The 18,298-nt window shown below is 66.6% G+C and carries 13 protein-coding genes; 9 read left to right on the top strand and 4 right to left on the bottom strand.

All coding sequences use genetic code 11. From position 1 onward, the window contains the following. Positions 1 to 80 precede the first annotated feature (80 nt). Genes E7T10_RS12870 through E7T10_RS12860 form a run of 3 tightly spaced genes read left to right on the top strand, consistent with a single transcriptional unit; the run spans position 81 to position 4,974 of the window. Positions 81 to 1,604: a TolC family protein gene (locus E7T10_RS12870; RefSeq protein WP_137722114.1), complete on the top strand. Its 1,524-nt coding sequence runs from the start codon at positions 81 to 83 to the stop codon at positions 1,602 to 1,604. Continuing rightward, the gene (locus tag E7T10_RS12865; protein ID WP_246846017.1) at positions 1,601 to 2,662 is read left to right on the top strand and encodes an HlyD family secretion protein; all 1,062 of its coding nucleotides are present in this window, start codon (positions 1,601 to 1,603) and stop codon (positions 2,660 to 2,662) included. The genes E7T10_RS12870 and E7T10_RS12865 overlap by 4 nt, the downstream gene beginning before the upstream one ends. Further along, positions 2,647 to 4,974 carry an ABC transporter permease gene (locus E7T10_RS12860; protein ID WP_246846016.1) on the top strand — a complete coding sequence of 776 codons (2,328 nt, stop codon included), beginning with the start codon at positions 2,647 to 2,649 and terminating at the stop codon, positions 4,972 to 4,974. The genes E7T10_RS12865 and E7T10_RS12860 overlap by 16 nt, the downstream gene beginning before the upstream one ends. Before the next feature lie 30 nt (positions 4,975 to 5,004). Here the strand turns inward: E7T10_RS12860 and E7T10_RS12855 are convergent, their stop codons facing one another. From E7T10_RS12855 to E7T10_RS12845, 3 genes are all read right to left on the bottom strand, one after another. Further along, positions 5,005 to 7,479, bottom strand: coding sequence for a TonB-dependent receptor (locus tag E7T10_RS12855; RefSeq protein ID WP_137722113.1), 2,475 nt, complete (start codon positions 7,477 to 7,479; stop codon positions 5,005 to 5,007). Further along, a complete protein-coding gene (locus E7T10_RS12850) occupies positions 7,466 to 8,422 on the bottom strand; it encodes a FecR domain-containing protein (RefSeq protein WP_137722112.1) in 957 nt (318 codons plus the stop codon). The genes E7T10_RS12855 and E7T10_RS12850 overlap by 14 nt, the downstream gene beginning before the upstream one ends. Before the next feature lie 109 nt (positions 8,423 to 8,531). After that, a complete protein-coding gene (locus tag E7T10_RS12845) occupies positions 8,532 to 9,059 on the bottom strand; it encodes an RNA polymerase sigma factor (RefSeq protein ID WP_246846014.1) in 528 nt (175 codons plus the stop codon). Between the two features lie 198 nt (positions 9,060 to 9,257). On the opposite strand from E7T10_RS12845, the gene E7T10_RS12840 reads away from it, so the two are divergent. After that, a complete protein-coding gene (locus E7T10_RS12840; protein ID WP_137722111.1) occupies positions 9,258 to 10,223 on the top strand; it encodes a hypothetical protein in 966 nt (321 codons plus the stop codon). 3 nt (positions 10,224 to 10,226) lie between these two features. Next, entirely contained in the window at positions 10,227 to 11,378 is a 1,152-nt protein-coding gene (locus E7T10_RS12835) for a glycosyltransferase family 4 protein (protein ID WP_137722110.1), read from the top strand. Between the two features lie 16 nt (positions 11,379 to 11,394). Here the strand turns inward: E7T10_RS12835 and E7T10_RS12830 are convergent, their stop codons facing one another. After that, positions 11,395 to 11,985, bottom strand: coding sequence for a bifunctional 2-polyprenyl-6-hydroxyphenol methylase/3-demethylubiquinol 3-O-methyltransferase UbiG (locus E7T10_RS12830; RefSeq protein WP_246846013.1), 591 nt, complete (start codon positions 11,983 to 11,985; stop codon positions 11,395 to 11,397). 124 nt (positions 11,986 to 12,109) lie between these two features. Here E7T10_RS12830 and E7T10_RS12825 point away from each other — a divergent pair, with 124 nt between their 5' ends. The 4 genes from E7T10_RS12825 (at position 12,110) to E7T10_RS12810 (ending at position 18,238) form a co-directional block, all read left to right on the top strand. Next, positions 12,110 to 14,143 (top strand): TonB-dependent receptor, encoded by a 2,034-nt coding sequence (locus tag E7T10_RS12825; protein WP_137722109.1) that lies wholly within the window; start codon positions 12,110 to 12,112, stop codon positions 14,141 to 14,143. A 163-nt stretch (positions 14,144 to 14,306) separates the two neighbouring features. Beyond that, positions 14,307 to 15,515: an LL-diaminopimelate aminotransferase gene (locus E7T10_RS12820; RefSeq protein WP_137722108.1), complete on the top strand. Its 1,209-nt coding sequence runs from the start codon at positions 14,307 to 14,309 to the stop codon at positions 15,513 to 15,515. 2 nt (positions 15,516 to 15,517) lie between these two features. Continuing rightward, complete coding sequence (locus E7T10_RS12815; RefSeq protein WP_137722107.1) at positions 15,518 to 16,462, top strand: DUF808 domain-containing protein; 945 nt, start codon at positions 15,518 to 15,520, stop codon at positions 16,460 to 16,462. Positions 16,463 to 16,534: 72 nt separating this feature from the next. Then, positions 16,535 to 18,238 carry an alkaline phosphatase family protein gene (locus tag E7T10_RS12810; RefSeq protein ID WP_137722106.1) on the top strand — a complete coding sequence of 568 codons (1,704 nt, stop codon included), beginning with the start codon at positions 16,535 to 16,537 and terminating at the stop codon, positions 18,236 to 18,238. Positions 18,239 to 18,298: the final 60 nt, after the last annotated feature.

The raw sequence follows: 18,298 nt of genomic DNA, 5'->3' as shown, positions 1-18,298 counted from the left end.
CGCCGTCGAGCGGTGCGGTGCTGCTGGACCGAGCGGCTAAGCTTCGGATAGTTTCTCATTGCTGAAGGCGGGGTGAAACGATGCGTGCAGCTTGGATCGGGGCGGTTGCAGTCGGCATTTTGGCCGGATCAGCGCCGAACGCCCTTGCGGCGGTCTCCCAAGTTCAGGCCGCGCCCCAAGAGGCGGCCCAGGGCGACGCTACAGTCGCTCTGACCTATGCGGCCGCTCAACAACGTGTTCGCTCCAACTCCAGTCTCGGTCGCGCTGCGGGCTATGGGATGCAGGCCGCCAGGGCCCAGGCGGATGTGGCTGCCGGGCTGAATCGGCCGACCGTAGCGCTCGATGCTCAGTTGATCCGTTATCGCAAGACATTCGATCTCTCGCTGGGCGACACGCTGGACCGCGCACAGGCCGAGCTCGGCGCCGCCATTCCTGGGCTCATCGCGGACTTGCCCGGTGTGCCGGGTGACGTGTTGCAAAGTGTCGGCCAGCGGCTGGAAGCGGCGCTTCCCGAAATTTTCGCCGCCTTGCCGCAAGACGTCCGATTGCAGGTTGACGACACGACCTTTCGCCCCACGGTGACGGCGCTTCAGCCGATCTATACCGGCGGCGCAATTCCGGCCTTACGACGAGCGGCGGCGGCCAATGTGGATATGGCGCAGGCGAAGCAGCAGGAAGCGGTCAGTCTGGAGGACGTAAATCTGGCGCGGGCGTACTTTGGCCAGGTGCTGGCCGCCGAAGCGCTGAAGATCGCACGCGAGACCCGTGACGGCTTCGATCTGCATTTGCGCAACGCTCGACTGTTGGAATCGCAAGGCGTGCTCAGCCACGCCCAGACGCTTCAGGTCGAAGTCGCCCGCGATGCGGCTCAGCGGCAGGTCAACAGGGCCGAACTGGAGCACGACAACGCCGTGGCGTCCCTCGCCAGGGTCGTTGACACCAATGGCGCCGTCGTTCCAACCACGCCCCTGTTCGTAAACCGTGACCCAATCGGTCCAGCCGGCGTGTTTCTTGACCAGGCAAGCCAGACGAACGCTCGCCTTGCGCAGGCTCAAGCCGGGCGCGATCTGGCCGAGGCGGGCGCCGATCTCGCGGCGTCACGAATGAAGCCGTCCGTCTATGCATTCGGGACCTACAACCTGAACCCAGACGACGCTCTGCCGACCGAGCCGGATTGGGCGGTTGGGATCGGCGCCCGTTACACTCTGATTTCGACGGTGGATCGACGACGCATGTTGGGGGCCGCACGCGCCCAGGCCTCGGCGGCTGCGGAGGTGGAACGACAGGCCCGAGACGACGCCCGATTGCTGGTCACGCGAGCCTATAATCAGGCGGAGTTGGCGCGTCGTCAGTTTCTGAGCATGGACAGCAGCCTGGAGGCCGCCAGCGAGAATCTTAGAGTTCAGGAGGTTGGGTTCCGTGAAGGCGAGGCCACAGCCGCCTCGGTCGTGGACGCCCGCAATCTTCTGGGTGCCGCGCGTTTGCAACGCGCAGCAGCAGCTTACGAATATGATCTCAGCCTGGCCGCCTTGCTGGCGGCGTCGGGAAGCGATCTGACCTTGAACGACTATCTGCAACGCGAAGACCGGATAAGCGCGCCATGAGCGAGACGCCTCCCTTTGCCGATGCCCCGACAAACGGTGCGCCGACCATCGCGGCCAGTCGTACGTCTGCACGGCGACGTATTCTGCCTGTGATCGTGGGCGTCGGCCTCGTGCTGCTGATCGGCTTCATCATCGTGGGCCTCTTCCTCGCGGCCCGTCCTGCCAGGGATCAGGTTCAGGGCATGGTCGAGGCGGAGACCTTCACTGTTGCGACCAAGGTGCCCAGTCGCGTGGAGCGCTTCTTGGCTTCAGAGGGCGATCAGGTGAAGGCAGGTCAAGAGTTGGCTCTGATGAGCAGCCCGGAGGTTGCAGCAAAAGAGGCTCAGGCCCGGGCCCTGCTTCAGTCGAGTGAGGCCATTCAGTCGATGAGCCTCGAAGGCGCTCGCCGCGAGGATGTGCAGTCGGTCGAGTCCGTCTGGCGCGCCGCCCAGGCGACGGCTCGTTTGGCGGACCAGACTGCGCGGCGGGCGGAGAACCTGTTCGCCGAAGGCGTGATTTCCGCCCAACGCCGTGACGAAGCCGTGGCCGCTCGCGCTGCTACAGCCTCGCAGTCCGAAGCCGCCCGCCAGCAGTATCTGAAGGCGTTGGCAGGGACACGGCCGCAGGAAAAATCCGTTGCCGACGCCAATGTGCAAGGCGCGCAGGCCGCCGTCGCCGAGGTCCAAAGCCTCCAGGGTGAGACACGACTGCTTGCACCAAACGACGGCGAGGTTGCGGAGCGTTTCGCCAATGTCGGCGAACTCGTGCTCACGGGCGTGCCAGTCTTCACAATCGTGGACATCGGCGACCCGTGGGTTACCTTCAGTGTGCGCGAGGATCAGTTTCGCGATCTGAAAATCGGCGCGATCGTGCGTGGCGACGTGCCCGCACTCGGCCTCGCTGACGTCGCCTTCCGGATCACCGCCATCAATCCTCAGGGCGAGTTCGCCACCTGGCGCTCAACCCGGCAGTCGAGCGGCTATGACGTGCGAAGCTTTCAGGTCAAGGCCAAGCCTGTTCGACCTGTCAGCGGCCTGAGGCCTGGCATGAGCGTGCTGTTCGATTGGTCCGCACGGTGAGACGCCTCGCGGCCGTCTTCGTATCGGCCGTTCGGGACGAGGCGCGCGTCCTGGTGACCCGACGGTGGGACGCATTCGTCGCTTTTGGCCTGCCGCTGATCCTGCTGATGGTCATCGCGGCGATGCTGGCCCCTGGAGTGATCCGTCAGGCCCCGGTCGCCGTGGTCGATCAAGACAATTCGGCCTTCAGCCGCGCCGCAATTCGCAACATGGAGGCGAGCGCCGGTGTTCGCGTGACCCATGCTCCGGCGACGATGACGGAGGCCATGGCCTTGATGCGACGGGGCGAGATTTACAGCGTCGCTCATTTTCCAGCAGATTTTTCTGACGGGGCGTTTCGTCGGCCGGAACAGGTGACCGTGTCGTTCAATGGCGCCTTCCAGACGGTCGGCGCCTTGTCGGCCTTGGGGCAGAGCGCGGCCATCGCATCAGCGGCCGGCAAGCAGTTGCAAGAACGCGCGCGCCAGAGAGGATTGCCCGAAACCGCATTGCAACTCCCCGCTGTCCAGGTGTCGATCGTCGGCAATCCGCAGCTCAGCTTCGAGCTTTTTCTCGGCGGACTTCTGGCGCCGGGGGTCCTTCATCTGCTGGCGGCTTGTTCCGCGGTGTTGGCGGTTGGTCGGCAAATGCAAGGCGGCTCTTTCAAGCGCTTCGAGGCCGAGACGCGCGGCTTCACGACAACAGCTCTGATCGGGCGACTCATTCCGCACTTCGTGGTCTTCAGCCTGTGGGGGTTGGCCTGGATCGCCTGGCTCAGCGGCGTCCGGGGCTGGGGTGTAGCAGGCTCTCTCCCTTTGCTGATCCTTGGCATACTCGCCTTGATGGCGGTGAGCGTTGTCTTGTCGGCTTTTCTGGTCGCCGCGCTTGGCGAGGTGGATATGGCGTTCTCGGCCACCGCCATCTATTCGGGTGCGGCTATCGCCTTTTCCAACGGCACTCTCCCGCTGGACCATGGGCCGCGCTTCGCTCGGATCTGGAGCGATATCCTTCCCTATACGCACTATCTACGGCTGCAGACGGGCCAGCTGGTCACGGGTGAGACTTCCGCATCGGCATGGCGAGACTTGATGATTCTGAGCGGCGTCACCGTGCTCGGTCTGATCGTTTCGGCGCTTTTCATCCGAGTACGAGCGCGTCTTGTCCCAAAGCCGGAGAATTTGAACTTTCCGCTCCCGCAACAGGGCGTTATCGCCGCCTTCGCCGCGACGTTCCGGAACTTGCCGCGTGCGCGGCCGGTCAGCAGTCTGCTGATCCTGGCCGTCGTCCTTTACGCCTTTTACTATCCGGCCGCCTATGCCGGACAGGCCGCGACGGGACTGCCCATCGCCATAGCGACACCGACGCAGACAACGCTGACGCGCACTCTTGTCGAAGACCTGAATGCGTCGCGCGAGATCGAGGTCGCCGCCGTGATTTCATCCCCTGCTGAGGGCTTTGAACTGATGCGGCGCGGCGTGGTCGACGGGGTCGTCGTCCTGCCTCAGCGTTTTGAGGCCGATCTGCTCAGGGGGGCGCCGACGGGCGTGGCCATCTGGCTGAACGGCGGCTATCTGGTTCGTGTCACAGCGGTCGGCAAAGCCGTCGCCGCCGCAACAGCGCAGGTCGCCGAGGCGCAGTTGAAAGGGCTGCCTGATATCGCCCGCGCCGTCAGATTGGCGCCGACCCTGAAGCAGGTTTCCCTCTTCAACCCGACGGAGGGCTACGGCGGTTACGCCGTGCCGGCGGTCAGTTTGATCATCTTGCAGCAGACGCTATTGCTGGGAGCCGGCGTGATCACAGCCGTGCGTCGAGAAACCGGCGCACCTAGGCTGAAACGCAGCGCGCGCTTGGGTCTGTGGCTGGCGCTTACGGCGCTTGGGACAGCCTCCAGCCTCTTCTATTTCGGTTTCGTGTTCTGGTTTCAGGACTATCCCCGCGCAGGCAATCTGATCGGCGTCCTACTGCTGGCGCCCATATTTTCAGCGGCGGTGGCCGCTGTGGGTCTGCTTCTAGGCGCGCTTTTCGATCGCCACGAACGGGTCTTGCAGGTTCTAGTCGGCACTTCCGCGCCCTTGTTCTTCCTGTCAGGCGCTGCGTGGCCGCATTTCATGATGCCTGAAGGTCTCGTCTGGCTCGCGCATTTTTCACCGTCCACCGCTGCCGTTCAGGCCTTTGTTCGCCTGAACGCCATGGGCGCCAGCCTTTCAGAAGTCTCAGGTTTGGCAGCCATTTTGACAGGCCTCGCGGTCGTCTATGGCGGTTTGTGGGTGGTGTGCGGCTCTCTGCGCGTGACGGCGGGGGCGTCATTGTCGCAAAGCGCAACGCGAGAATAGAGACCAATTGAAGCGCAGGGGTGGGTTTGGCTATCGCGACGCCCACCTCAGGGTCATGCCGATCGTGCGAGGACGCAGAGGCGTGATGGCCTGGGCGTCGGGGAGGCGGAAAGGGTCGCTGTAGGCGAAGGTGTTGGCTTCCGTGTCGAACAGATTGTCTACGAAAACCGTCGCGGTCCATGCCGACGCTTCGACGCCCAAGGCCAGTCTTCCCGTGCCGTAATCGCCCATTCGATATTGCTGGCGTCCATCGAACGTCAGGCGCGACGCACCGACGTAGGACAGGCCGCCGTCGGCCAAAAGTTCAAGACGCTCGCCCAGCGGACGCCGCCAGCTAAAGCCGATATTCGCAGAAGCCCGAGGCACCCCGGGCAAGCTCGCGTCGCGACGGGAATCAAAACGCGCGCTGGGCGAGGTGATGCGCGGGTCGGCGACGAGCCCGTTGGCGAACAGCTCAAGCGTCTCAGAGGGACGCCAGTTGGCCTCGACCTCGAAGCCCTTGTCCGCGCCGTCGCCGACGTTGACGACATAGGCCAGGCCGCTGGGCAGAAACTGATCGCTCTGCACATTGCGCCAGCGCGCGGCGTAGATGGCGGCGCGAAGACGCGCGCGACCGTCCGCCGACCGGTACTTGGCCCCCAACTCGGCGTTCCACAGACTGTCCGGCTTGTATTGGCGTGCCGGTGAATCTGACAGGCCGCTGAAGTCCTGGCCGATGACGCCTGCGGTGTTGAAGCCGCCGGCCCGGTGGCCACGACTGACAAGGGCGGAAAGGTTCAGGCGATCGCTAGGCTGCCACGCGAGGGCGATCTTGGGCGTGAAGCCGGCGGATTCACCGTGGCCGTCGAAGGATCGCGATCGGGTGAACTGTCGAACCAGGGAGGTGGTGTCATACTCCAAGGCGTAGTAGCGGGCCCCGGCAGTCAGGGTCAGGTCGTAGGGCAGGTCCAGCGACGCTTCGCCATAAACGGCTGCCTCATTCAGCCGATCGCGCCGCGCCTCGGAATAGATGGCGCGAGGCTCGGGCGTCAGGGCGGACAGGACGGGATTGGTGCGTGTGGTGTTGGACGACACCAGGCCGCCGGCCAACCAGCGCCAGCGACCGATATCGGGAGAGGCGAAGTTGGCCTCGCCGACGACCAGATGGATGTCCTTGCCTTCGTCCAGTGCGCCGATGCGCCAGCCCGATCCGAAGCGACGAAGGGCGCTGGAGGCGTCGTAGCGGCTCTTGAAGCCGTGCTCGACGACCGAGACCGACGCGTTCAGCCGGCCCCAGGCTCCGCGACCCTCGATCGAGGCCGAGCCCTGGTCGAAGCGGTTCTGGTGCGGTTCTCGGACCAGATTAGCGCGCCTCAGCGGGCCGAGGCCGCGATAGACGTAGTGGGTGTCCTCGGTGACAATGGATTGGTGGACGACGCCGGCGCGCGCCGTCCAGCCGGGCGAAATCTCCAGCGCAGCGGACAGCCTGCCGCCGCGCCGCGTGCCCTCGTTGACCCGCCGCAGGTTCAGTTCGACGTCGTTGATATAGCCGCTGTAGGTCTCGCCATAGAGGGCCGCGCGGATCGCGGCGCGGTCGCCGGCGATCGGCAGGTTGGCGACCAGGCCATAGTCGGAGTTCCAGCCGCCGCCGTCGGTGCGCGACCGGGTCGCCGAGAGCGACAGGGATTCTTCGCCCATTGCCGGAGCGCGCGTGACGATGCGCACGACGCCGCCGATGGGGCCGGTGCCGTACAGCGTGCCTTGCGGTCCGCGCAGCACCTCGACCCGGTCGATGTCGATCAGTTTCAGATCCGGGTCCGGGGCGGCGTATGTCACCGGCGTCAGGTCGAGGTACAGGCCGACGGTGGATTGGGTCAGGCCGGTGAAGACGCCGTCCGATATGCCGCGCAGCAGGATCTTGTTCCGGCCGGGGCCGAGATTAGTCACCGTCATGCCGGAGACGAGGCTGTCCAGTCCCTGCATGCCCGTGACCCCAGCACGGACGATGCGTTCGGCGCCGACCGCCGTCATGGCCGATGACGAGGACTGGATCAGTTCGGGGCGGCGCGGGGCGGTCACGACGACTTCGCTGACCTGCGCCACGTCTTCGGGCGGCGTCACAGGAGCGGCCGGGCGTGGGGCGACCGGGCGAGAGGAAGCGGGCGCCGTGCTCGATTGCCTGCTGATGATCACAGCGCCATCCTGGCGGATGGCGTAGCGACATCCGCTGCCCGCCAGCAATCGCGTAAGGGCCGCGTCCAGCGACATCCTGCCGCTGATCGTGGGGCTGACGCCGACGCACGAGGTCAGGCTGCCGCCCAGTGAAACGCGGGCTTGAAGCGCCAGGTCGAGCAGGGCGTCGTCCACGGATTGGCGCGGGATGTAGATGTCGATCAGGCGCGCATCCGCCTGCGCCGGCGTGCTTAGGGCCGTCGTGGCGAGCAGAAAGAGACTGGGAAGAAGGGCGGCGGCGTGTGGCTTGGACAGGCCGAGGCGTTCGGGCCGCCCGCCCTTAACCGGCCTCACGGGCGTTGACGCGGACTTCGCGCGTCGAGGCGTCCACGCGGACGGGGGCGAAATCCTGCAACTGCTTCAACATCACGGCCTCGTCGCCAATGCGAAGGGCGCCGGTGAACCGCAGCGCCCGAGCCGATGTCGATAGCACGACCGGCTTGTCGAGATAACGTGAAAGATCGTCCGCGACATCAGTCATCGGTCGGTTGCGATAGACGAGAACTCCTTGTCGCCAGGGCGAAGTCTGGTCCGGAGACACTTGCGACAGGGCTGGGGCCTGCTCGCCGCTCTGCGCGAGCGCCTGACCGGCGACCAGTCGGACCTTGGGCGCATTGACGGGTGTCACGGCGACGACGCCCCGTTCGACGGCGACGGCGAAACGGTCGCCATGGTTCAGCACGTTGAAGGCGGTGCCCAGCACCTCGACCTGATGATCTCTGGCGGCGACGATGAACGGATGGGCCGGGTCGTGAGCGATGTCGAAGGCGGCCTCGCCCTCGGTCAGCGAGACCGAACGTTTGTCGCCGTCGAACCGGACGTCCAATGTGGAATGGCGGTTCAGATAGACGTGCGAACCATCCTCGAGCGCAACCGTCAGGGGCGCGTCGGTGGTGGCGTACACCTGCGAGCCCGGCGTGAGCCACAGGAACAGGCCGAAAACCAGCATCACGCTGGCGGCGATGCCGATCGCCGCACCTAGCCAGGGCGAACGCGTCTTGGCGCGACGGGCACGCGCGGCGGCGAGGTCGATAACCGGGGTCTCTGTTGATGCGGGCGAGGCAGGGGCGTCCAGATCGACCCACAGACGCTCGACGGCGTCATAGGCGGCGGCGTGGGTCGGCGACGCCTCCAGCCAGTCCTGGAACTCAAGCCAGGCGGATTCGGGCGCCTCGTCGTCACGCAGGACGACGAACCAGTGCAGCGCCTTCTCCTCGATGTCGGTTTGTGCGGTCATCCGATCCCAGCCTGGAGGAACGCCTTGGAACGCGCCTCCTGATAGCAAGACGGCGCCGCCAAGCTTTCACCTTCAGACAAATTCCCCCAGGGCGTGAAAAGAACCGGCATCACGGTTGAACCTTGCGGGAAAGAACGCGCAGCGCGTCCATCATGTGCTTCTCGACCGAACTGCGTGAAATGCCCATTTGGACGGCGACGTCGGCGTAGCTGACGCCATCGAACTTGTGCAGGCGAACGACTGTCTGCGTCTTGGGCGGCAGGGTGTTTAGGGCGGCGAGAAGGCGCGCCAGCTTCTCGCGCCCGGCCACGACCGCCTCGGCCGAAGGGGCCGCGTCCAGGTCTTCGGCGGCGCCGGTCTCGTGGTTCAACTGGCGCCATTGGGCGTCGCGGTTCGCCGACCGTTGCCCGGATCGCCAGCGGTCCATCAGCAGGTTGGAGGTCAGGCGAAACAGAAAGGCGCGAGGATTGTCCGGCGGCGGGTCGAGATCGAGCGTCGAGACCTTCAGATAAATGTCCTGCAGCACATCATCGACATCGCCCGACGCGCCGCCCAGCCGCGCGCGGCAGAACCGGGCCAGATCCTCGCGCTGCTCAAGATAGGCGGCGATCAGCGGATGCGCGGCAGGCGCGGTCAAACGGGCGAAGTCCTCTCGTGCAGCCAAACGGGGCCAAGACCTTCAATGCCGTGACGATTTTCATGAGGCAAGGGTTGGTCGGCGGCGTCCTTGTCATGAAGGCGCCGTGTCGCGGCGACGAGCGGGACCCAGATGCGCGCGTTTGCAGGACATGACGGCACGACGGCCCCGGTTCTTTCGGTCGGCTAGGGCGTCGTCGTGTTTGATCTCTGGCGCTCGGGCTTTATCCGCCGTCCTTTAAGCAGCTTCATTGACCATGAGCCGCGCGCGGACGAGATCGTCTGGCTGCCGGACTGCGGACCGCATGCCTATGTCGCGGACCCGTTCGGCATCACGCGCGACAGGGTGCTGACCGTCTTCGTCGAGGCGTTCGACTATCATGTGCGCCGCGGCGAGATTCAGTATCGACAGTATGACGCCGACGACCGGCTGGTGAGGCAGGGCGTGGCCCTGGCCGAGCCCTGGCACCTGTCCTATCCAACGCTGATCGAGGACGGCGGCGAACTCTACATGCTGCCGGAAGGCTACAAGAGCGGCGGGCTGATCCTGTATCGCTGTGTCCGTTTCCCGGATCAGTGGGAGGCGGTGGCCCGCATCGGCGAGGCGGCTGCGATCGACGCCACGGTGGTCAAGCACGACGGCCGGTGGTGGATGTTCCATGCGCTGCCCGGCCCGGACGACCGGGCGATGCGAGAACTGCATATCGCCTGGGCCGACAGCCTGATGGGGCCTTGGAGGCCGCATTCGACCAATCCGGTGCTGAGCGGTTTTCAGACCTCGCGGCCGGGCGGGTCAGCGTTCGTGCACGACGGCGCGCTTCATCTGCCGGTGCAGGACTGCGCTGTGACCTATGGCGCGGCGATCAATCTGCTGCGGATCGATGTGTTGTCGCCTGACGCGTTTTCGGCGGTGGTCGCGAAACGGTTCGAGCCGGGGCATCTGCTGGAGGGGTACGGCGACGGTTTTCACACCCTGTCCGGTCACGGCGACGTCACCTTCATCGACGTGAAGAGCATCCGCCAGTCATCGGCGGAGCCTTGGCTGAAGGCCGGGTTCAAGGCGCGTCGGCTGCTGGGCCTGAACGGGCCGCGCGGTCGCCGCGCGACCGGCGCCGCCGTCCATCCCAAGATTTTCGAGACCGCTTCCGTTCGGAAGGAAGGCTAGACCATGCGTATCGCCGTCGTTCTGCCGCGAGGCTGTACCTTCGGTCCGGCCAAGACCAACTCGATGGAGACAGTGGTGCGCACGCTGTCCGCGCACAGCCGTTTGAACCGGCTGGTGACGCTGATCGCCGATGCCGGCGGCCCGACGCCGTCCGGCGTGCAGATGGTGACGGTGCCGGCCGGACTGGGCCGCAAGGCGCGAAATGCGGCGGTGGTTGACGTTCTGAAGAAAGTGTCGCCGGACATCGTGGAATATCATCAACAGCTTAAGGCGGCGTCGGAGCTGGCGCGGCAGTTGCCGAACGCCATCCACGTTCTTTATCGCCACACGCGGATCAAGCCGTCGCGCAACCTGATCGAACGTCTGCGATACGGTCGACGCCTCGCGCGGTTCGACCGGCTGGTGTTCGTCAGCCGGGCGGCGGGCGAAGAGTTCGCAACGGATTATCCGCGTCTGGCCGGGCGTGTTTCGTCGGTCTGCAATCCGATCGAAAGCGACGTCTGGCGTGCATCGCCCGAGCAGCGCGAGAAGCTGATCCTGTTTGCGGGACGGGCGATGAAGGACAAGGGGCTGGACCTGTTCTGCACCGCTCTGGCCGAGACGCTGGATCGCCATCCCGACTGGCGCGGCGCACTGATGCTGGGCGACTGGGACAAGCATCAGGACTGGGCTGCCCCTCAGGTGCGGCTGCTCGAGCGGTTCGGCGACCGGGTCGAAATTCACAAATCGGCGTCGCTGGACGCGGTGCGGGCGATGACGCAGCGCGCCGCCATCGCGGTCACGCCGTCGCGGGTGCGCGAGGCCTTGGGACTGGCCGCGCTGGAGGCCCATGCGGCGGGCGCGGCGCTGATCTCGTCGGGACGCGGCGGCCTGCGCGAAGCCAGCGGCGAATATGCGCTGTATGTCGACGTCGAGGAGGCCGGCTCGTTGACCAGCGCCATGATGCGTCTCGTCGACAACCCCGATGAACGTCTGGCCCTGGCGCGTGGCGGGCAGGCCTATGTCGAGAGGGTGCATTCGCCGGCCGCGCGCGCGGCCGAGCTGGACGCCTTGCGCGAGGCCTTGGTCGACAAGGCGTTCGTCGCGCCGAAGCCGATGCTGCGCCGACGTCCTCTGTTCGGGCCGGCGGCGTCCCTGACCCGGCTTCAGGGCTAGGGCTTTGGGCTAGGCTTCAGCCCCTTCGGATGAGGCTGTCGTAAACGTGGGTGACCGCGTCGAACCGCACGCGCGTCGGCTGGTCGCCCAGGGGCGCGGCTTGGAAGTCGGCGTTAGTCAATCCGGCGGCGACGGGATCGGCGATCTTGTCGGTGTTCCAGCCCAGCAGCAGGCGACCGCCGGGGCGTAGGACGGCCGCCAGAGCCTTCAAAGCGCGCTGCTGCTGGGCGGGACTGTCGACGCCATAACCCAGCACGCCGTTGCAGACGACGGCGTCGAAGGTCAGGTCCGAGAACAGCCGATCCGCCTCGCAAACGTCGCCGGTGCGATGACGCCCCTCGCGGCCCCAGCGTGCAGCCGCCGGATCGATATCTGTGGTCCAGACCTCGCCGCCCTTCGCCTCCAGCAAGGCGTAGTCGTCCAGCGTGTATTCGCGGCATCCGACCCAGAGAATCCGCCCGCCGTCGGCCGCCAACGCCGGAACATAGTTCTCGGCCATCACGCGGCGGTCGGGCAAGGCGCGGATTCGCGCCGCCTTGGCGGATCGTCGCCTGCGGTCGGCGTCCTTGCCGAAGATCAGACCCCTGACGAGCGTTCCCAGACCCACGTGCTTCCCCCTCGGACCGTTCGATACGGTTGTTATCGAGGGGGCGGCGATCTGTCTCGCGCTTTTCCGTGCGTTTCCGGTCGCCGGGCTTTGATGTGGCCGAACGACCGCCTACTGACGGCGCATGATCCAGGACGTTCCTCCCCCCGTCACGCCCACCGCCTTGCCCGAGATCGTCGTCACAGCCGCGCGTCTGCCGCCGGCGGCGGCCGATGCTGCGTTTTCGGTGGTGCGGATCGATGAGTCGGTGCTGTCGCGGTCGTCGCGTTTGGACGAGGCGTTGCGATCCGTGCCCGCGGTGTCGCTGTTTCGGCGCACCAGCAGCGCGGCGGCGAATCCGACCACGCAAGGGATTTCGCTGAGGGCCGTCGCGCCGTCCGGGGCAGGACGGACGCTGGTGCTGCTGGACGGCGTGCCGCTGAATGATCCGTTCGGCGGCTGGGTCATCTGGTCCCAGGCGACGCCGGACTCCCTGGAAAGTCTGGACGTGATCCGGGGGGCGGGCTCGGGCCCGTATGGCGCAGGCGCGCTGACGGGCACGATCACCCTGCGTGAACGCGCGAAAGGCGGCGCGCTGGATATGTCCGCGTCCGAGCGGGGCGGGTTGCGGGCGGCCGGGTCGGCGTCCACGCGACTGGGACCTTTGGCGGTGACGTTGAGCGGTTTGCGCGAAGTCAGCGACGGCTATGTGCCGGTGCGCGGGCCGGCGGCAGGCGCCGCGGACACGCCGCTGGATCTCGACAGCCGAAGTGCAGCGCTGCGGGTCGATACGGCCCTCGGACAGGCGAACCTGTCGGTCCGGGCGGCGACCTGGGAGGAGGATCGCGGATCGGGTCTGGCGGGAACGCGCGCCAACGCCAGCGGGCACAGCCTGAGCGCCACGGCGGCGCAGACGCCGACGGCCGATGGCTATGGATGGCGGCTACAGGCGTGGCGGATCGACAGCAATCTGGCCAACAGTTCGGCCTCGGTGTCGGCCGACCGATCGACCACGACGCCGGCCAACGATCAGTTCAAGACGCCCGCGACGGGATGGGGGCTGAATGCGGCGCTGCGCCGTCGCATGGCGGATTTCGCGGGCGGACGGCTGGAATGGGAGCTGGGCGCCGATGCGCGCTTCAACGACGGCGAAACCAACGAACTGTTCAGCAATCCGACCGGCGCGGGCTTCACCCGCATTCGGCGTGCTGGCGGGGAGACGGCGGTGGCCGGCGCCTATGTCGATGCGTCCTGGACCGCGGCCGAATGGTTGGTGGCCGGCGGACTGCGGGTGGATCGATGGGAGAATACGGGCGGATTCCGTCAGGAGAACACCCTGGCGACCGGCGCCGTCCTGCTGAACGAAAGCGATCCGGATCGGTCAGGCGAGGTGGTCAGCGCGCGTCTGGCCGTGCGACGTGATCTGGGCGGCGGCTATGCGGCGCGGGCGGCGGCCTATTCCGGGTTCCGGCCCGCCACGTTGAACGAACTGCATAGGCCATTCCGCGTGGGCAACGACATCACCGAGGCCAACGCCGCCCTGACGCCGGAAACGCTGAAAGGCGTGGAGACGGGCCTGGCGTTCGACCGCGAGGGCGTGCGTTGGGGCGCATCGGTGTTCTGGAATCAGATCGAGGACGCCATCGTCAATGTGACCCTCGGGGCCGGGCCGGCGACCTTCCCGCGCGCCGGGTTCGTGCCGGCGGGCGGGGTGCTGCGCCAGCGCCAGAACGCCGGGACCATCGACGCCTGGGGCGTGGAACTGACGGGGGCGCTGGACCTGTCGTCAGCCGTGTCGCTGAACGCCGCTGCGTCCTGGACCGACGCCGAGATCGCCGGCGGATCGTCTGCCGCGCAGCTGACCGGCCTGCGCCCCGCACAGGCGCCGGAGTGGAGCGCCACGGCCGGGCTGGATTGGCGCGCGACCGATCGACTGACCCTGGCCCTGGCGGCACGTTACGAATCGAGCCGGTTCGATGACGACCTGAACAGCCGGGTGCTGGACGCCGCCGTGACGCTGGATGGACGAGCAGAGTGGGCCTTCACGCCGAACGCGACCCTCTGGATGGCGGCGGACAATCTGTTCAATGAGGATGTCGAGGTGTCGGAAACGGGCACGGGCGTCGCCGGATACGGCCCGCCGCGAACGGTCAGCATCGGTCTGCGGTTGAGCTATTGAGCGCGCTGACCGGCGGTCTTCTCGATCAGGTTTTTGCGCGACGCACAGATTTCGTCCGCCTGACGGGTGAAAATGACCTTCAATGCTGTTGCGCGAGGCCGCTGGCGCGCTAAGCGCTAAGGGCGGTCGATAAACGGCCGCTGATCCCAACGACGAGCCTGTCATGTCCGAAGAATTCTACCGCATGAAGCGGTTGCCGCCCTATGTCATCGCCGAGACCAATGCGATGCGCGCGGCGGCCCGTGCGGCAGGCGAGGACGTGATCGACCTGGGGATGGGCAACCCCGACCTGCCACCGCCGCAGCATGTGATCGACAAGCTGATCGAGGTGGCCAGGAAGCCCGACGCCCACGGCTATTCGCAGTCCAAGGGCATCCCAGGGCTGCGACGCGCCCAGGCCAACTACTACGGTCGTCGCTTCGGCGTCGATGTGGATCCCGAGACCGAGGTGATCGTCACCATGGGCTCCAAGGAGGGCTTGGCCAGCCTGGCCACAGCCATCACCGAACCGGGCGACGTGATCCTGGCGCCCAATCCCTCCTATCCGATCCACACCTTCGGCTTCATCATCGCCGGGGCTGCGATCCGCAGCGTGCCGACCACGCCTGACGAGAAGTATTTCGAGGCGCTGGAGCGGGCCATGGCCTTCACCGTGCCCCGGCCCAAGATCCTGGTGATGAACTATCCGTCGAACCCGACGGCGGAGACGGTCGATCTGGCCTTCTACGAACGCGTCGTGGACTTCGCCAAGGCGAACGATCTCTGGATCATCAGCGATCTGGCCTATTCGGAGCTCTATTACGACGGCAAGCCGACGGTCTCGATCCTGCAGGTTCCGGGCGCCAAGGACGTGGCGATCGAGTTTACGTCTCTGTCCAAGACCTACAGCATGGCCGGTTGGCGCATGGGGTTTGCGGTCGGCAACAAAACGCTGATCGCGGCGATGACGCGGGTGAAATCCTACCTCGACTATGGCGCCTTCACGCCGATCCAGGCGGCGGCGTGCGCGGCGCTGAACGGGCCGCAGGACATCGTCGAGCAGAACCGCAAACTCTATCACCGCCGGCGTGATGTGCTGGTCGAGAGTTTCGGCCGCGCGGGCTGGGACATTCCCAAGCCGGCCGCGTCCATGTTCGCCTGGGCGCCCTTGCCGCCCGCGCTGAAGCATCTGGGCAGTCTGGAGTTTTCCAAGCAATTGCTTACCCACGCCAAGGTCGCGGTGGCGGCGGGCGTCGGCTATGGCGAGAACGGCGAGGGCTTCGTGCGCATCGCCATGGTCGAAAACGAGCAGCGCATCCGCCAGGCCGCGCGCAACATCAAATCCTATCTGAAATCGCAGGGCGTCAATGTGCCGCCCAGCCGGGAAGACTGACTATGCCGTCTGGACTGATCGCGCTGCTGGACGACGTCGCCGGCATCGCAAAGCTGGCGGCCGCGTCGCTGGATGACGTGGGCGCGGCAGCCGGCAAGGCCTCGACCAAGGCCGCCGGTGTGGTGGTGGACGATGCGGCGGTGACGCCGCGCTATGTCATGGGTCTGTCGCCCAGCCGCGAACTGCCGATCATCAGCAAGATCGCCCTGGGGTCTTTTCGCAACAAGCTGATCTTCATCCTGCCGGTGGCCCTGGTGCTCAGCGCCTTTGCGCCCTGGGCCATCACGCCGATCCTGATGTGCGGCGGGGCCTATCTGTGTTTCGAGGGGGCGGAGAAGCTGCTGGAGGCGATGGGGCACGGCGGGCATGAGGATGCCGCGCCGGTCGCACGCGATGCGGCGGCGCTGGAGAAGACGACGGTGTCGGGCGCGGTGCGCACCGACCTGATCCTGTCGGCCGAGATCATGGCCATCGCCCTGGCCGATGTGGCGGCGCAGCCGATCCTGACCCAAGCCGGGGTGCTGGCCGTGGTCGGCATAGCCATGACCGTCGTCGTCTATGGCGCGGTCGGCCTGATCGTGAAGATGGACGACATCGGCCTGAGCCTGGCCAAGCGTGACAACGGCGGTGTTCGCGCACTGGGGCGGGGTCTGGTCAAGGGCATGCCGATGGTGATGAGCGCCCTGTCCGTGATCGGCACGGCGGCCATGCTGTGGGTCGGCGGCGGTATTCTGTTGCATGGTTCCCATACGCTGGGGCTGCATTGGCCGGCCGTGCCGGTCGAGCATCTATCGCATGCCGTCGGCGAACTGTTCGGGCCGTTGGCCGGCGTGATGAGCTGGCTGACGACGGCGGTGGCCTCGGCCGTGATCGGGCTGATCGTCGGCGGCGCGGTGGTGCTGGTCCTGCATCAGGTCGCGCGCCTGCGCTCCAGGGAATCGCACTAGGAGCGAGCCGGGCTGTCACGCGGGCGCCATCCGCAACAGCTAGAGGCCGCACGGCTGTTGTTGGAGTTGTTCATGTCCATGTCGCGTTACGTCGCCGCCGCGTGTCTGGCCGCCTTGTCGATCGCGGGCGCCGCCTGTGCGGGCGCGCCGGTCGCCCAGCCGCCGGTTCAGGCGGCCGCGCCTCAGGCATTGGCTGCGGCCCTGACGCCGCCCAAACTGATCGTGACCATCGTGGTCGATCAGTTCAGCGCCAACCTCTTCAACCAGTACCGCAGCCGCTACAGCGGCGGCCTGCGCCGGTTGGCCGACCAGGGACTGGTGTCCATCAACGGCTATCAGACCCACGGTCTGACCGAGACCTGCCCGGGCCATTCCACCGTTCTGACCGGCATGCACCCGGCCGAGACCGGCATCCCCGCCAACGACTGGATCGACGGCAAGACCGGCAAGGAGGTCTATTGCCTGGCCGCGCCGCAGAACCATCTGGCGCACGGGCGCGACGACACCGACAACGGACCGGTGGGCCCGGACCAACTGCGTGCGACGACGCTGGGCGACTGGCTGAAGGCCGTCAGTCCGGACAGCAAGGTGATGGCGGTGTCCGGCAAGGATCGTGGGGCGATCAATCTGGCCGGTCATCAGGGGCAGGCCTTCTGGTTCACCGACGGGTTTGGACTGACCACCTATGTCGAGCTGGGTCAGACGGCCGAGGCGAAGCTGGCGCCGGTCGCGGCGTTCAACCGTGACTTCAACGCCTGGACGGCGGCGACGCCGACAGCCTGGGACTATCAGAACGCGGACTGTCGAGCGCTGGCGGGCGACTGGACCATTCGCGGCCAGACCTTCCATTCGGTGCTGCCGCCGGCGGGGCTGAAGTTCGACACCTCCCCGCTGCTGGACGAGCAGACGCTGAAGGCGGCGGAATATCTGCTGGACAGCCAGAAGCTGGGGCAGGGGACGGCGACCGACATGCTGGGCGTCAGCCTGTCGGCCACCGACCGGATCGGCCATATGTACGGCACCCAGGGGCCGGAGATGTGCGAGCAGATGCACCGGCTGGATGCGGCGCTGGGCGCGTTCCTGGACAAGCTGGCCCAGGTTCCGGGCGGCGCGCTGGTGGTTCTGACGGCTGATCACGGCGGTTCGGACTTCGTCGAGCGGCTGCATGAGCATGGCTATCCGCAGGCGCACCGCGCCGACACCGATGCGATCAAGGGCGTCAACGCCGCGCTGAAGGCGCGCTTCAACCTGGACGCCGATCCGCTGCAGTCCGGCGGAAGCGGCTGGATGGTCGCCGATGCGGATCACAGTTCGCTGCCCGATCCGTTGCGGACACAGGTGGCGGAGGCGGCGGTCGAGATGCTGCGCGCCCTGCCGGACGTGGCCTTCGCCGAGACGCGCGACCGGCTGCTGGCCGAGCCCCTGCCCGACAGCCGTCAGCCCGAGATGATGACGGTGCGCGAGCGGATGCGGTTGTCGACCGTCGCCGAGCGATCGCCCGACATCCAGTTCGCCTGGACCCAGAACACCACCTCGGGCGGCCGCGTCGGCTCGACCCTGGCCGGACACGGCACGCCGTGGGAATACGACCGTCGCGTGCCGATCATCTTTTGGTGGCCGGGCGCCAAGGCAGAGGAGCGGTTCCTGCCGATCCGGACCGTCGATATCGCCCCGACCCTGGCCCATGTGATCGGCGTCCCCGCGCCCCAGGTCGAGGGCCGCTGCATCGATCTGAACGGATTTGCCGTGGCGGCTTGCGGGGCGGCGGCCAGATAAACTCCTGTTTCCGGCCGTCAACTCATGTTTCCTGAGGGGAAGGCGGCCTTACGCAGCGCG

This window comes from Brevundimonas sp. SGAir0440 (assembly GCF_005484585.1).
In the GTDB taxonomy this organism is placed as follows: domain Bacteria; phylum Pseudomonadota; class Alphaproteobacteria; order Caulobacterales; family Caulobacteraceae; genus Brevundimonas.
The sequence above is the reverse complement of the archived record's forward strand: the minus strand, read 5'-3'. Positions and strand labels throughout refer to the sequence as shown.